This is a genomic window from Aureibaculum sp. 2308TA14-22, from assembly GCF_040538665.1.
In the GTDB taxonomy this organism is placed as follows: Bacteria; Bacteroidota; Bacteroidia; order Flavobacteriales; family Flavobacteriaceae; genus Aureibaculum.
The window spans coordinates 2,162,650-2,176,708 of record NZ_JBEWXT010000001.1 but is presented as its reverse complement, the minus strand read 5'-3'; the positions used below and the strand labels follow the sequence as shown (position 1 = coordinate 2,176,708).

General features: G+C 34.2%; 12 protein-coding genes. 5 read left to right on the top strand and 7 right to left on the bottom strand.

Going from position 1 to position 14,059, the window contains the following annotated elements; genetic code table 11:
- Positions 1-36: 36 nt before the first annotated feature.
- Positions 37-618 carry an NUDIX hydrolase gene (locus U5A88_RS09700; RefSeq protein ID WP_354205945.1) on the top strand — a complete coding sequence of 194 codons (582 nt, stop codon included), beginning with the start codon at positions 37-39 and terminating at the stop codon, positions 616-618.
- Positions 619-629: 11 nt separating this feature from the next.
- Here the strand turns inward: U5A88_RS09700 and U5A88_RS09695 are convergent, their stop codons facing one another.
- Positions 630-2,363, bottom strand: a complete 1,734-nt coding sequence (locus U5A88_RS09695; RefSeq protein WP_354205944.1) for a M14 family metallopeptidase — start codon at positions 2,361-2,363, stop codon at positions 630-632.
- Positions 2,363-4,465: a glycoside hydrolase family 9 protein gene (locus U5A88_RS09690; protein WP_354205943.1), complete on the bottom strand. Its 2,103-nt coding sequence runs from the start codon at positions 4,463-4,465 to the stop codon at positions 2,363-2,365. Before U5A88_RS09690 ends, U5A88_RS09695 begins: the two co-directional genes overlap by 1 nt.
- Positions 4,466-4,566: 101 nt before the next feature.
- Between U5A88_RS09690 and U5A88_RS09685 the strand changes: the two genes are divergently transcribed.
- Positions 4,567-6,192, top strand: coding sequence for a SulP family inorganic anion transporter (locus tag U5A88_RS09685; RefSeq protein WP_354205941.1), 1,626 nt, complete (start codon positions 4,567-4,569; stop codon positions 6,190-6,192).
- 11 nt (positions 6,193-6,203) lie between these two features.
- Here the strand turns inward: U5A88_RS09685 and U5A88_RS09680 are convergent, their stop codons facing one another.
- Entirely contained in the window at positions 6,204-7,028 is an 825-nt protein-coding gene (locus U5A88_RS09680; RefSeq protein WP_354205939.1) for a toxin-antitoxin system YwqK family antitoxin, read from the bottom strand.
- Between the two features lie 21 nt (positions 7,029-7,049).
- Positions 7,050-9,038, bottom strand: coding sequence for an excinuclease ABC subunit UvrB (gene uvrB, locus U5A88_RS09675; RefSeq protein WP_354205937.1), 1,989 nt, complete (start codon positions 9,036-9,038; stop codon positions 7,050-7,052).
- A 288-nt stretch (positions 9,039-9,326) separates the two neighbouring features.
- Here uvrB and U5A88_RS09670 point away from each other — a divergent pair, with 288 nt between their 5' ends.
- A complete protein-coding gene (locus tag U5A88_RS09670; protein WP_354205935.1) occupies positions 9,327-10,178 on the top strand; it encodes an alpha/beta hydrolase in 852 nt (283 codons plus the stop codon).
- A gap of 77 nt (positions 10,179-10,255) precedes the next feature.
- On the opposite strand, the gene U5A88_RS09665 is transcribed toward U5A88_RS09670, so the two are convergent.
- The 3 genes from U5A88_RS09665 to U5A88_RS09655 form a co-directional block, all read right to left on the bottom strand.
- Positions 10,256-11,134 (bottom strand): ABC transporter permease, encoded by an 879-nt coding sequence (locus U5A88_RS09665; RefSeq protein ID WP_354205933.1) that lies wholly within the window; start codon positions 11,132-11,134, stop codon positions 10,256-10,258.
- An 18-nt stretch (positions 11,135-11,152) separates the two neighbouring features.
- Positions 11,153-12,052 carry an ABC transporter ATP-binding protein gene (locus U5A88_RS09660; RefSeq protein WP_354205931.1) on the bottom strand — a complete coding sequence of 300 codons (900 nt, stop codon included), beginning with the start codon at positions 12,050-12,052 and terminating at the stop codon, positions 11,153-11,155.
- Between the two features lie 124 nt (positions 12,053-12,176).
- Complete coding sequence (locus tag U5A88_RS09655; RefSeq protein WP_354205929.1) at positions 12,177-12,689, bottom strand: IS1096 element passenger TnpR family protein; 513 nt, start codon at positions 12,687-12,689, stop codon at positions 12,177-12,179.
- Between the two features lie 81 nt (positions 12,690-12,770).
- On the opposite strand from U5A88_RS09655, the gene U5A88_RS09650 reads away from it, so the two are divergent.
- Positions 12,771-13,196: a hotdog fold thioesterase gene (locus U5A88_RS09650; protein ID WP_451963479.1), complete on the top strand. Its 426-nt coding sequence runs from the start codon at positions 12,771-12,773 to the stop codon at positions 13,194-13,196.
- A complete protein-coding gene (locus U5A88_RS09645) occupies positions 13,196-14,059 on the top strand; it encodes an alpha/beta fold hydrolase (protein ID WP_354205926.1) in 864 nt (287 codons plus the stop codon). Before U5A88_RS09650 ends, U5A88_RS09645 begins: the two co-directional genes overlap by 1 nt.

Genomic DNA, 14,059 nt, shown 5'->3' with positions numbered 1-14,059 from the left:
GCAAAGCTAAACAATTATTTTAATACAATTTATTTCATGAAGACCGTATTTTTCAACAATCTTCCCATTCATTTGGTATCAGATTTAAAACATGAAGTTGAACCCTATTTTTATCCTATTGGTGAGGTTGACCTATTATCAATTATTAATAAAATGGAGCAAGGTTTAATAGAATCTGTTTATTTATATGACGATGATTTTAAAAGTTTGTGGCAGCATTTTTCTAATCAATTTAAAATAATTGAAGCTGCAGGAGGAAAGGTTTTTAATGAAAAAAAAGAAACTCTTTTTATATTTAGAAATGGCAAATGGGATTTACCCAAAGGTAAAATTGAAAAAGACGAATCTATTGAAGAAGCTGCAATTAGAGAAGTAGAAGAGGAAACGGGAATAAAGAATTTAAAAATTATAAAACCTTTAGAAACTACTTATCATATTTATAAGTACAAGAAAAAGTATGTACTGAAAACTTCCTACTGGTTTAAAATGAGAACCGATTTTGAAGGCAAACTCCATCCTCAACAAGAGGAAGGCATTACTAAGGTAGAATGGCTTACTAAACCCAATGTTGAAAACGCTTTACAAAATACCTATGCAAATATTAAATTGCTATTTTAATAAATAAATAGCTAATTGAGTCTATACACTGGATACACCAAATGTGCTTTTTCATAATGCTCGCTTTGCTTGTGAATCCAACTTAATTGAGCATACCAATTATTAGCAAAACCGTTGTCGTTTGATTTTTTATCTTCGAAAGATTTTTTAAGTTTTGGATTTTTATCTAAGAGTTCTTTTGCTAAATCTTCCCAAACATAAGGTGAAAAGCCTTCTTTACGTTGTAAAATAGTATCGAAAAAATTCCAATTAAAGAAAGAGTCTGGAGCTTGTGGTTCCAACGTTTCTAACAAGTATCTAATACCTGATTGGTTAGTAGAGACTAAAAAATCTCCTGCTCTAAATGATAGTTTCTTTTTTTGTGATGTTACTTTTGTATTAAAATGCTGATAATGTCCTTCGTAAGCCGATTTTCTTGTTTGATAATCTGCAATACGGTAAGTATCTACGGTAAAAGTAGTATCATTTTTAATGGTTGTCATTTCAATATTATTTAGCTTTAGAAGCTCAATCACATTGTGCCAACCTTGTGGAATAACATATCCCTTAGGTATTGAAATTTCTAGAGTTGGCTTAAAATAATTTTGATACGCTACTTTTTTGGTAAATGGTTTGGATCTGTTGTATTTTAGTCTTGGTTTTCCAGTAATTTCACTAGGAATCATCTCGCCCATGTATCCCTTAAAGTTTAATATGGAATTTTTAGTTGTATCGATTGTCCAATTTAATGGATACATTTTTTCTTTTAAAATATTTTTATAATAGTCTTTACGGAGCATGGTAATTTTATTACCATCTTTTTCCGTAATTTCTATCATACTTTTCATTAGTTCATAAGTGCCTTCAACACGTTGTTTATAAGGTTTTAGCATGTGGGTTTCTACCATCATCCCTAACGTATTAAAAAGTGTTGTATAACCTGTAGAATATCTTGGGCCGTCCATAAATTGAGAGAATCCTTTATCTGGAGTGCTATTAAATACATTTACATAAGGAGTTATATCCCATTTCTTTTTGGTCAACTCTTCTTCGAGCTTAGGCATCATTTCTGTATGAATATATTCACCCAAACTGCCTCCCAATTTGTTGTGTTGGGTGAATAGGTGTGTTAGTGTATATTGATAATCGGCACCATTACTAACGTGATTGTCTATAAAAACATCGGGTTGCACTAAGTGGAAAATTTTGGCGAAAGTTCTTGCATTTTTAGTATCACTTTTTATAAAATCACGATTCAAATCAAAATTACGTGCATTACCTCTAAATCCATAAGCTTTTGGACCGTTTTGATTGGTTCGGCTATGTGAATTTCTATTGAGGCTACCACCAACGTTATAAATGGGTATAGTAACTAAAACTGTATTCTTAGGAGCTTCAATTTTGCCCTGAGCAATATCTCTATATAACATCATGGTTGCGTCAATACCATCACTTTCCCCTGGATGAATACCGTTATTTATCAATAAAATGCGTTTGTTTTTTCGAATGTTGCCAAAATCAAATTCCTTGTCAGGATTTAATGTGACAATGTGCAGAGGTTCACCAGAGTCGGTTTCTCCAATAGCTTGCAATTGAATTTCGGGAAAAACATTTGCTAAATCTGTATAATATTCAATCGTTTGGTCATATGTCGCCGTTTCTAAGCCATTACTTTTTTCAAAAATCGTAGTAAAATCTTTTTTTTCTTGACAGTAAGAGATAATTGCAAAGCATAAAAATAGGGTTGAAAGTAAAAGTTGTTTCATTATTTTTTTAAGAATTTTAAACTAAAGGTTTGTGAATCGTTTTTGACTTTCAAAAAATAAATACCCTCTGAAAGAAAATCCAAATTTAAGTTTTTATTCGTGGTGGTAGCAAATGGCTCTTTTATGAGTTGACCTTGTAAATTGTAGATAGAAAGTGTAATACTTTTTGTTTTATCTGTTGCTATTTTTACCAAATCAGTACTTGGATTTGGCACTAAACTATATTTTAAGATATCAGCTTCAAAATCGCTTACTGCCAAGGTAACCTGATCTAAATTTATAATTTGAGCTAATAAACGCACATAAGTGGCCTGATAATAAATTCCAGGTTCTGTAATTTCCCAAGAGGCATTGGCAATGGAATTAAAATCCAAATAACTTTTTTGATGTGGTTGGTTGTAAGGAGGACTCAAAGATGTGTCAGCCACATAAGTTGAGTTGGCACCGCCTGGCACAAAACCCGGAGCCGGGCCATAAGTTGAGGTTACCGCATCGTCCCAAACCGAACCATCAGCAAACCAAGTATGATAAATTTGGTTGGCACTTTTTTCAGCTCCATAACTGCTCATATTACTTAAGTAAACAAGACTCAAAGGGTTTACACCATGAAAATAATGTAAATGTTCTTTGGCTCTTAACTTGTAACTGTTGCTTTCCGAACTATTAATTCCATATTTATTGAAAACAAGATTCAGGTTGCCAAAATTAGCTTTCTCGTTGTTACTCCCCCAATGGTAGGTCCAATCATTGGCATAAGCACGGTAGAGGTCCAGTTCGTTGAACTCGAAATAGTTGTTCCAATTATTATTGGCATCGGTAGTGGCCGAATTGATAATCGTATTTTTTAAAGAAGCATCGGCACTAGCCAAAGTAGTGTAGTACAATAAAGCATCTACATGAATTAAATTATAATTGCTCCATTGGTTGTTGTTGATTACATCGCTATCGTTAATATGGTCTTTTATATATTGATGGTATTGATTGTCTCCTGTCAAATCAAATAGGTAAATGGCGGCCGTAATGGCCATTTTCTTTTGGTCTGGAGCGGTCTGATCCGCATCTCCCGATTTTACCGAGCCGTCATCACAATTATCTTGTAAGGTGTTGTTTTGCAAATTTGGCAATACCGATGCCCAGGCCAGTTCGGCTTTGTCTTGCAAGGTCAGGGCATAACCGTTTAAACCGGAAAATTGAGAAAAAACCTTAGCGGTATGTGCCAACATTCCCGATGCCGCAATGGCCGCCGAGGTACAGACCGGTGCATAATAGCGTAAATCGGTGTTTACACTTGGTGGTGTACCTTCGTTTTCCTGATAATTTCTACTGCCTATTTTAATGTGAACCGTTCCATCATTATTAACCATTTTTAACAACCAATCCGTTTCCCATTTAATTTCATCTAAAATATCAGGAATACCATTACCCGATTCGGGAATATTCCAATTATCCCCAAAAACAGTAGAATTGTCTCTATAGGCCCATAAAAGATTATGAACAGGTCTTTCTGCAAAAGTTACGTATTTATTGTAATCTCCAGCGTCATACCATCCGCCGCTCATGTCTTTGGCGGTCGCGGCATTGGATTGCTGATAGACATCTCTTGCTTGATTATCTTGTGTGAAAGAAGTGGCATCTGCGAAACCATTTAATACGTGAGGTGTAATTTTTTCAATACCACATCTATTATAATAAAACATTTTGGTGGCAGCTTTTAATACCTCGTTATAGACAGTATTATTTATAGAAAAAATGGCGGAACGTTCATCATTTACAACATCATAAACATAAAAGTCGCCTGTTTGGGTAACTGAACTAAAATCAAACCACCAACCTTTATCACCAGATTGATTGTGCGTTACACCATCGTTCCAACTAACTGGACTTCCAGTAAAAACAATAGCATTTGTAGTTGCATTTCTAATTTCTAAACTGGAACTAGGTGTGAAATTTTGACCGGAATTAAAACCCGTTTGCGGATTGCTAATTACAGCCACTTTCGTGTGATTAGGCTTATAACCAAACTGGTCAACGTGTATAAAATCACTTACTTGTGCAAAAAAATAAATTGGGTTGAGAATCAAAAGAAGTACTAATTTTTTCATCTCTATTAATGTTTTGTAAATCCAAATATAAACAAATTAATAGGATATCGACTTGCGTTTCTTTAGATTAACTGTATTTTTGCCGCTTCAAAATAAAACCAATGACCGAATTTATTAGAAAAAGGGCAGCAAATGCCAAAAATGATATTTTAAGCGGACTTACTGTGGCCTTGGCTTTGGTACCCGAAGCGGTGGCCTTTGCTTTTGTGGCGGGTGTTGATCCGTTAGTGGGTTTGTACGCGGCATTTATGATCGGTTTAATTACCGCAGTTTTTGGCGGAAGGCCCGGTATGATTTCTGGTGCTACCGGTGCATTAGCGGTGGTAATGGTAAGTTTGGTTGCTGAAGGTAACGCCATGGGCAGTCCGGATGAACAACTGGGGCTGTATTACCTTTTTGCCACAGTTATCTTAATGGGAATTATACAGATGATGGCGGGGGTTTTTAAACTTGGAAAATTTGTTAGGTTGATTCCGCACCCCGTAATGATGGGTTTTGTTAATGGGTTGGCAATAGTTATTTTCTTGTCGCAATTAGGTATGTTTAAAGAAACTGTAGATAGTGAAAAGGTATGGATGCAAGGTTCAAGCCTTTATATAATGATAGGTTTAGTTGCTCTGACTATGGCTATTATGTTCGGTCTGCCAAAACTCACTAAAAAATTACCAGAAGCATTGATTGCTATTTTAGTGGTTTCCGGTATTGCAATTTTTGGAAATTTAGACGTAGCAACCGTTGGTAGTTTTATTCGTGATGGAGGTGGAGAAGGGTTAAAAGGTGGCTTGCCTGAATTTCAAACAGCTATTTTTGATAAAGTACCTTTTACCTGGGAAACTATAAAATTTATTGGTCCTTATGCATTGATTTTAGCGGCAATTGGATTGATAGAATCGTTAATGACTTTAAATTTGGTTGATGAATTGACCGAAACTAGAGGAAACTCAAACCGTGAGTGTTTGGCACAAGGTGGTGCAAATATCGTAACTGGTTTTTTTGGTGGTATGGGCGGTTGTGCTATGATTGGTCAATCTATCATCAATATTAAAGGAGGAGGTAGAGGAAGATTGTCAGGAATTGTTGCAGCGTTGGCTTTATTGGCATTTATTCTTTTTGCATCAGGCTTGATTGAACAAGTGCCTATTGCAGCTTTGGTTGGCGTAATGTTTATGGTGGTTATTGGTACATTTGCGTGGTCCAGTTTTAGGATCATCAACAAAATTCCATTAACCGATCTGTTGGTACTTATCTTAGTATCTGGGCTTACCGTAATATTTGATTTGGCTATTGCCGTTATAGCAGGTGTAATTGTTAGTGCGTTGGCCTTTTCATGGGAGAACGCCAAACGTATTCGTGCGAGAAAGCGAATGAAAGAAGACGGTACCAAAGTGTATGAAATTTGGGGGCCTTTATTTTTTGGATCTATAACTGCGTTTAACGAGAAATTTGATGTTAAGAACGACCCTGACAAAGTAGAAATTGACTTTGTAGAATCTCGTGTAGCTGACCATTCTGCTTTGGAGGCTGTATTTAACTTGGTAAGCAAATATGAAGGTGCAGGAAAACAAATCAAACTTAAACATTTAAGTGAAGATTGTAAAGAATTGCTTTATAAATCAAGTCCAAAATTCCGTGAAGTAATTGTAGAAGACATAGATGACCCACGTTATCATCTAGCCGCTGACCCGGAAAAATTTACCAAAGGGTTGGGGGAGTATAAGGGGTTATGACACTTTTATTATCATTTCTTTTTTGATGATAAAAGATTTCCTTTTTCATCATAATATTTTATTTCGCCTATTATGTTTCCTTCCTCATCGTAGGTAATTTCCCTTTTTACTTTTCCGTTCTCATAAAAGCTTTTCCATGTTCCTTTACGCTGAAAGTAATCCGTTCCAGCATATTCGCCGAGCTCCATTAATCTTCCGTTTTTATAAAACGAGGCATATTTCCCAGTTTTATTACCATCTTTATCAAAACTTTCTTCTATATGCTTTTCTCCATTATCATAGTATATGGTTATCTTGCCTGTAAAATCACCTTTCTCATTATAATCAGCATCCATTCTCAGTTGACCATTCTTAAAGTACGAGGTGTTTTTTCGGATAACCCCATCTTCGTTATAATAAGACAATGATTCTATTTGTCCATTTTCCCAATAATTTGTCCATTTACCAACAGGCTTATTATTTTTGTATTTTCCTTTTGATCGTAGTTGGCTGTTTGCAAAATAGTCTTCATAATCGCCATCCATTTCGTAGAAACCTTTACCAGAATAAGAACTTTTAGTTTGAACATTACCATTTCTAAAATACATTGTAAATGGACCTTCGGGATTACCTTCTTTATTAAAGGTTATTTCTGAATCGATAGATCCATCTTTTCTGTAATACGTCCATGTTCCATTAGGGACACCGAGCTCGTTTTTTATACCTTCGGCTTTAATTTTTCTGTTGTCAAAATATTCTTTGTGTTTTATTTCTTTAACCTTGTTGTCTTGGGCGGATAAATTGTAGGTCAGGAATAATAAAAAGAAGAAAGCAGTTGTTCTTAAACTTGAGTACATATTGGTTAAGTTTTGCTTCTATTACAACTGCTCTTTCAATACCTTTATCTCATCCCTCAACTGAGCCGCAACTAAAAAGTCCAAGGCTTTTGCCGCTTTTTCCATTTGTTTTTGGCGGTCTCTAATTCGTTTTTCAATTTCAGGTTTTGGTAGGTATTCCAAATCTTCTTCAGCGGCTTTCGTGGCGGCAGCATCGTAATGGAAAGAACTGATATTACTTTTACTTAAACTATCGTCTAAACTCTTTTTAATTTGTTTTGGTGTAATATTATGTTCGGTATTGTATGCAATTTGTTTTTCTCGTCTTCTATTGGTTTCATCAATGGTTAACTGCATACTTCTTGTAACCTTATCAGCATACATAATAGCCCTTCCGTTAATGTTTCTCGCTGCCCTACCTACGGTTTGTGTCAATGATCTGTGGCTTCGTAAAAAACCTTCTTTATCGGCGTCTAAAATGGCAACTAATGACACTTCAGGTAAATCTAATCCTTCACGTAACAAGTTTACACCGACCAAAACATCAAACAATCCTTTACGCAGGTGTTGCATAATTTCTACACGCTCCAAGGTATCTACATCACTATGAATATATCGGCAACGAATGTGAATTCTACTTAGGTACTTGGTCAGTTCCTCAGCCATGCGTTTAGTCAATGTCGTTACTAAAGTACGCTCATCTTTTTCTACACGTTGTTGAATTTCTTCAATTAAATCATCAATCTGATTTAAGCTAGGTCGTATTTCAATTTCAGGGTCCAATAATCCCGTTGGACGGATAACCTGTTCTACAAAAACACCTTCCGTTTTTTGCAATTCATAATCTGCTGGCGTGGCACTAACATAAATCACCTGATTTTGAATGGCTTCAAATTCTTCAAATTTTAAGGGGCGGTTATCCATCGCGGCCGGTAATCTGAATCCGTATTCCACCAAATTTTCTTTTCTGGAACGGTCGCCACCATACATGGCATGGGTTTGCGGAATGGTAACATGGCTTTCGTCAACTACCATTAAATAATCATTTGGAAAATAATCTAACAAACAGAAAGGTCTTGTGCCGGGTTGCCTTCCATCAAGGTAACGCGAGTAATTCTCAATACCGCTGCAATAGCCTAATTCACGAATCATTTCCAAATCAAACTCCGTACGTTCTTTTAATCGTTTTGCTTCTAGATGTTTGCCAATTTCTTTAAAATAATCAACTTGTTTCACCATATCTTCTTGGATTTGATGAATGGCATTTTGCAATACATCTGGTGAGGTAACAAATAGGTTAGCAGGATATATAGTGAGTTTGTCAAACTTTTCCAGCACCTGATTATTAACAATATCAAAGCTTTCCATTTCTTCGATTTCATCACCAAAAAAATGAACACGATAGCCATAATCTCCATAAGAAGGAAAAATAGTAATGGTATCTCCTTTTACTTTAAAGGTTCCGCTTTTAATCTCAAACTCTGTTCTGGAATATAAACTGGTAACTAATTGATGTAAGAATTTTGTACGTGCAATTTTTTGGTCAACTTCTATATGGATAACGTTCTTTTTAAACTCTATCGGATTCCCAATACCATACAGACAAGATACTGAAGCCACCACCAAAACATCTCTACGTCCTGATAATAAAGAGGATGTTGTACTCAATCGTAAACGTTCAATATCATCGTTTATGGACAGGTCTTTTTCGATGTACAAACCACTTGAAGGGATATAAGCTTCGGGTTGGTAATAATCGTAATACGAAACAAAATACTCAACCGCGTTATTAGGAAAAAAATGTTTGAATTCAGAATATAATTGAGCTGCCAACGTCTTGTTGTGAGCCAATACTAAAGTAGGTCGTTGAATACTTTCAACCACATTGGCTACAGTAAACGTTTTACCAGAACCTGTAACACCTAACAAAGTTTGGTACTTTTCGCCAGAAGCAATAGAATCTGTAATTTCTCGGATAGCTTCAGGTTGATCTCCAGTTGGCTTAAATTCTGATTTTAATTCAAATTGCATAATACAAAAATAATGAACTAAACGGTATCATTTGATGAATTACTATTTTATTAAGCGTTATCATAAAAAGTTAACAATAATTAACATAAACATACAATTGTTTAATAGGATTTTAACATTAACCTGTAAAATTCCGTATTATATTTGTATCATAATTATTTGAGTTAGTTAGTTAATAAATGGGTATTGTTTTATAAGCAATGCCCATTTTTTGTGTCAGAAGGAGAGTTCATTTTATAAAATTAGCTTAATTTTGAAAGAACAGTGATTTTTTTAACGAATCTACTTATGAGACCTTTTTTACTTTTATTTTTATTATTAATTTCAACGCTTTTCATACAAGCACAAACTAATGAAGTTATTTATCTGTGGCCAGATGTAGTGCCAGGCGAAAAGGAGAAAAAAAATAAACCAACAATATCTGATAATACAACTGGGAATGTATTACGGTTAACAGATGTAACCAATCCTTCTTTAAAGGTTTTTAAGCCAGGAGACTCCAAAAATAATGGAATTGGAATCATTGTTTGCCCGGGAGGAGGCTATAATATTCTCGCGGCTGATTTAGAAGGATATGAAATAGCCGAGTGGCTAAATACGTTGGGTTATACCGCATTTGTATTGCATTATCGTGTTCCGAATAAACAAGAAGGAGCGTTGAATGATATTCAACGAGCTATTAAATTGGTAAGAAGTAAGGCCAAAGAATTTAATTTAAATGCTGACACTATTGGTGTAATGGGGTTCTCTGCTGGTGGTAGTTTATGTGCTAGAGCTTCAACACGATTTACAGAAGATACGTATAAGAAAATTGATGAAATTGATACTTTTTCAAGCAGACCAGATTTTACTGTATTAATTTATCCTGCCTATTTAGACAAAGGAAAAGATAAAAGCATTACACCAGAATTGACAATTACCAAAGACACACCTCCCTTTTTTATATTTTCAACGGCTGATGATGTTTATGGTAATAGTGCATTGGTAATGACTGGTGCATTAAGAGATGCAAAAGTGCCAGTTGATTTACATTTTCGAAACGAAGGTGGTCATGGTTATGGTTTACGTAAAGGAAATGTTGCAGCCGAAACTTGGCCTAATCTACTTAAAGGATGGCTGGAAGCCTTATTTAAAGATTAACTTCTTAATTTCTTTCTCACACTTTGTCTCTCACAACTTTCTTAATACTTAATTAAAATAAGTTAAGTCTAGCTATTTTACAAATCTCTTTTCTTTAACAACGCATAAGAGCAGTAGATAAATATAAATATCCAAGCTGATGAAATAACAAGGTCTTGCCAGTGTACTGAAAAATCTTGTGCAAAGTTTTCTCCAATTTGTTTTCCAACACTTTGTACAGCATTTAGTCTAGTAAAAGGTTGTTTTAACAAATTTGACATAGATTCTAACGGGAAAAATTGCATAATGTCGTTAACACCAATGCTTGATAAAGAATTACTATCAACAGCATCATTTGATGCGAATTTATCTTTATTAAATTTCCAGAACAAAAATCCTTTGAAGATACTTTCTACAAAAAACCATACTAAAATACCTCCAACGGCAAAAGCAGAGCGTTTTACTAAAATACCCATAAATAAACCAAAGGCAAAAAAAGCAGTAAGTTTTACAAAGAAGGCAAAAAGATATTCTAAATCAGAAAATATGATACTCATTTCATTAAAATCAGAATATATTAATCCTAAAATTAACGAAACCACAAATACAAAAAGCGTTGAAATTGCTGCGAATACAATTACTGTATAAAATTTAGAAAGTATAAATTCTTTTTTACTGAGGCCGTCTATTAAATTTTGTTTTAAGGTTTTGTTACTATATTCATTTGCCATCATAGAAACAATTACCAATAGTAAAAAGAATTTAAAGATAGAGGCCATAAAGGTATTAAAGTGCCATATGTATGGAAAGTTAAAAATACCTTGTTCTGCTAAATGAAATTTTATTGGGCCAATATCAAATTTTATGGCTGCTATTAATGCAATAGAAGTAAGCAATGCAAAATAGATGATAGTAAGTACCCTACTGGCTCTATTGTGTTTTAATTTATGAAATTCTATATTTAAAAGTCGTAACATGTTGTGGTAGCTTGTGGGTTAGTTGTTGTTGGTAAGGGTTAAAAATTGTTGCTCTAAACTTGGCATACGTTTCACTAAATGTGATAGCGTTATGCCATTTTTAAACAAATATGCATTTATTTCTGAAGCGGATAATTCACTTTCTAAAGTAGCAATAAACTTACCATCTTCTTCTTTAACATCAGAGATTGCTGGATGCTCTTGAAGCAATTTAGCTAGCCCGTCAGAGCCGCTATCTATATTCAATTCAAAATAACCATTTGTTGCGGTTATACCATCAACGGCACCGGAATATAGTTTTATTCCATTACGAATTACAACCACATGTGAACATACTTTTTCAACTTCATCTAATAAATGTGAAGCCAGTAAAATAGTGGTACCATTACTCGCAATTTCTTTTATAATTTTTCTGATTTCATGAATTCCCTGCGGGTCTAAACCGTTTGTAGGTTCATCTAAAATTAGAATCTCAGGATCATTTAGTAGGGCGGAGGCAATGGCTAATCTTTGTTTCATCCCTAAAGAGTAGGTTTTGAATTTACTATCTCTACGCTCAAATAAGTTTACAACTTTTAGCTTTTCATCTATTTTATCATAAGAAACTCCTTTAATTTTGCAAATGAGCTTCAAGTTTTGAACCGCCGTCATGTACGGATAAAAATTAGGTCGCTCAATAATAGCACCTACTCTTTTTAAAGCATCATGTGTAGAAACGTTTCCGTCAAACCAAGAGAAATCTCCAGAGGTTTTATTTACAACATTTAAAATAATACCTAGGGTGGTTGATTTTCCACTTCCATTCGGGCCTAAAATGCCATAAACGTTACCTTTTTCAATATCAAAAGAGAGGTTGTTTACGGCATGTACGCTACCAAATTTTTTATCTAAATTTTTAAGGGATAAGATAGTTTCCAAGATTGTGATTGTTTGGTTATACAAAATAAGACGAACGAAATTTAATTTCGTAACAGAAAAAATAAAATTATCTAAAAAAATAATTAATATGTTCTCTTGCTCAAAAGTAGTGTCAAGGTAGAATTTAATTCATCAACTCATCAAAGTTGTCGAAGTCAAAATCATCAAAATTTTCAAGGGTATTATAATCATCGTCATTACCACTAGAAATATCTTCGCTGACAAATTCCTTATCAGGAGCTTCATTAGGTACTAAACCTACTGAAAGTAATAAGCTAGGTAATTCAATTTGACGAGTATCTTCTTCAATGCTAATCAGTTCAACAAAAAATGTCCACATAGAAAAGAAATCATAAACATAAATCAGTTTGTTCTTGTCTTCGGTTAAAATGTCCCTAAGTATAAAGCCTTGCATGGAAATATTTGCTTCAGATTCGGTCATGTCAAAAAGTGGAATTTCTTCGCCTTGATTCCAATCATCATCAGTAAGGTAAAAAGCAGCCATTTCTGTACCATCAAAACCAAAAGCATTGGTAATGGCATTGTGCAGATCTTCTAAAGAATCGTTAAACCCTATGGCAATATCTCTAACAACATCTTCTTCTGTATCTAATATCAATCTAATCTTGTAAATCATAGTCATTCTAATCTGGTGCAAAGTTATGTATTTGCAAGAAATAAATGATAAAGTTTTTAGTACTTTTGACGCTATTAACATATAATTATGGATAAAGCTGCTTTATTGGAAAAATTAAATGATCGGACAAAAAACACGTTGATGGAAACGTTGAACATTATTTACACCGATATTGGAGAAGATTATTTGGTAGCAACAATGCCAGTTAATGCCAAAGTACACCAGCCAGCTGGGTTATTGCACGGTGGGGCTTCAGTGGCTTTGGCGGAAAGCGTGGGCAGTACTGCGGCTCATTTTTCTATTAATACGGAGAAACAAGAAATTCGCGGATTAGAAATAGCTGCAAATCATATTCGCGGAATACGGGAAGGTCTAGTAACAGCCATTGCAAGACCAATACATAAAGGTAGAACCACCCAATTGTGGGAAATTAAAATAGTTGACGAACAGGAAAAGTTGATTTCTGTATGTAAACTTACCGTTATTGTCTTGACCAGAAATAAGTAATGATGCCGAAAAGAATCCGAAAGATTTTTAAAATTATTGGTATCATCTTAACAATTCTTTTTTTAGGGTTACTAATTGCAGCTCATGTTTTTTTTAGTCCCAAATCCGATAAAAATGTTTTAGAAGAATTAACTGCTACTAATTTACAATCAAAAATAATTCACAATGATTATAAAGGTTTTAATTATCGTGTTGTGGCAATGCAACAAGAAATTGATACCATTCTACCAACTTTAGTTTTTGTGCATGGTTCTCCAGGGAGTTTATTGGATTATAAAAGGTATTTAAAAGACAGTTTGTTAAATACTAAAGCGAATATATTGAGTTATGATAGAATAGGGTATGGAATAGAAAACACAGGTAATGTGCAAGGGTCAATTGATTTTGAAATAGGTGTTTTACATGATGCTATTAAAAATATTCCCACAGAAAAAGTTGTGCTGGTAGGTTATTCATATGGAGGGCCGATTATTTTAGCATCACAAAAAAAGTACAAGTATAAAGTGTCTTTAGCTAGTGCAGTAGATGCAGATTTAGAACCAATATTTTGGGGACTGAAAATTTATGATTGGAAGTTGACAAGATGGTTGTTGCCTAAAAAAGTTCAAGCAGCAGCAAAAGAGAAATATTCACATTTGACTGATTTGTCTAATTATGAAGATTTGTGGAATGATAGCCCATCACCAATAATAAATATCCATGGAGATAAAGACTGGATAGTGCCTTATCAAAATTCTATATTTTTACAAAATAAAATAGACGTTGAAAAATTTAAAAAGGTAACCATAAAAGATGGTGGACACGAATTAATTTGGTCAGATTTTGAATTGATTAAAAACGAAATTTTAAATACAATCAAGTAG

Excerpts from the sequence above, each read along its gene's own strand:
- U5A88_RS09680 (WP_354205939.1), bottom strand. The coding sequence starts at position 7,028 with ATGTACTCAAGTTTAAGAACAACTGCTTTCTTCTTTTTATTATTCCTG.
- U5A88_RS09665 (WP_354205933.1), bottom strand. The coding sequence starts at position 11,134 with ATGTTACGACTTTTAAATATAGAATTTCATAAATTAAAACACAATAGA.
- U5A88_RS09645 (WP_354205926.1), top strand. The coding sequence starts at position 13,196 with ATGATGCCGAAAAGAATCCGAAAGATTTTTAAAATTATTGGTATCATC.
- U5A88_RS09670 (WP_354205935.1), top strand. The coding sequence starts at position 9,327 with ATGAGACCTTTTTTACTTTTATTTTTATTATTAATTTCAACGCTTTTC.
- U5A88_RS09695 (WP_354205944.1), bottom strand. The coding sequence starts at position 2,363 with ATGAAACAACTTTTACTTTCAACCCTATTTTTATGCTTTGCAATTATC.
- U5A88_RS09690 (WP_354205943.1), bottom strand. The coding sequence starts at position 4,465 with ATGAAAAAATTAGTACTTCTTTTGATTCTCAACCCAATTTATTTTTTT.
- U5A88_RS09655 (WP_354205929.1), bottom strand. The coding sequence starts at position 12,689 with ATGATTTACAAGATTAGATTGATATTAGATACAGAAGAAGATGTTGTT.
- uvrB (WP_354205937.1), bottom strand. The coding sequence starts at position 9,038 with ATGCAATTTGAATTAAAATCAGAATTTAAGCCAACTGGAGATCAACCT.
- U5A88_RS09700 (WP_354205945.1), top strand. The coding sequence starts at position 37 with ATGAAGACCGTATTTTTCAACAATCTTCCCATTCATTTGGTATCAGAT.
- U5A88_RS09685 (WP_354205941.1), top strand. The coding sequence starts at position 4,567 with ATGACCGAATTTATTAGAAAAAGGGCAGCAAATGCCAAAAATGATATT.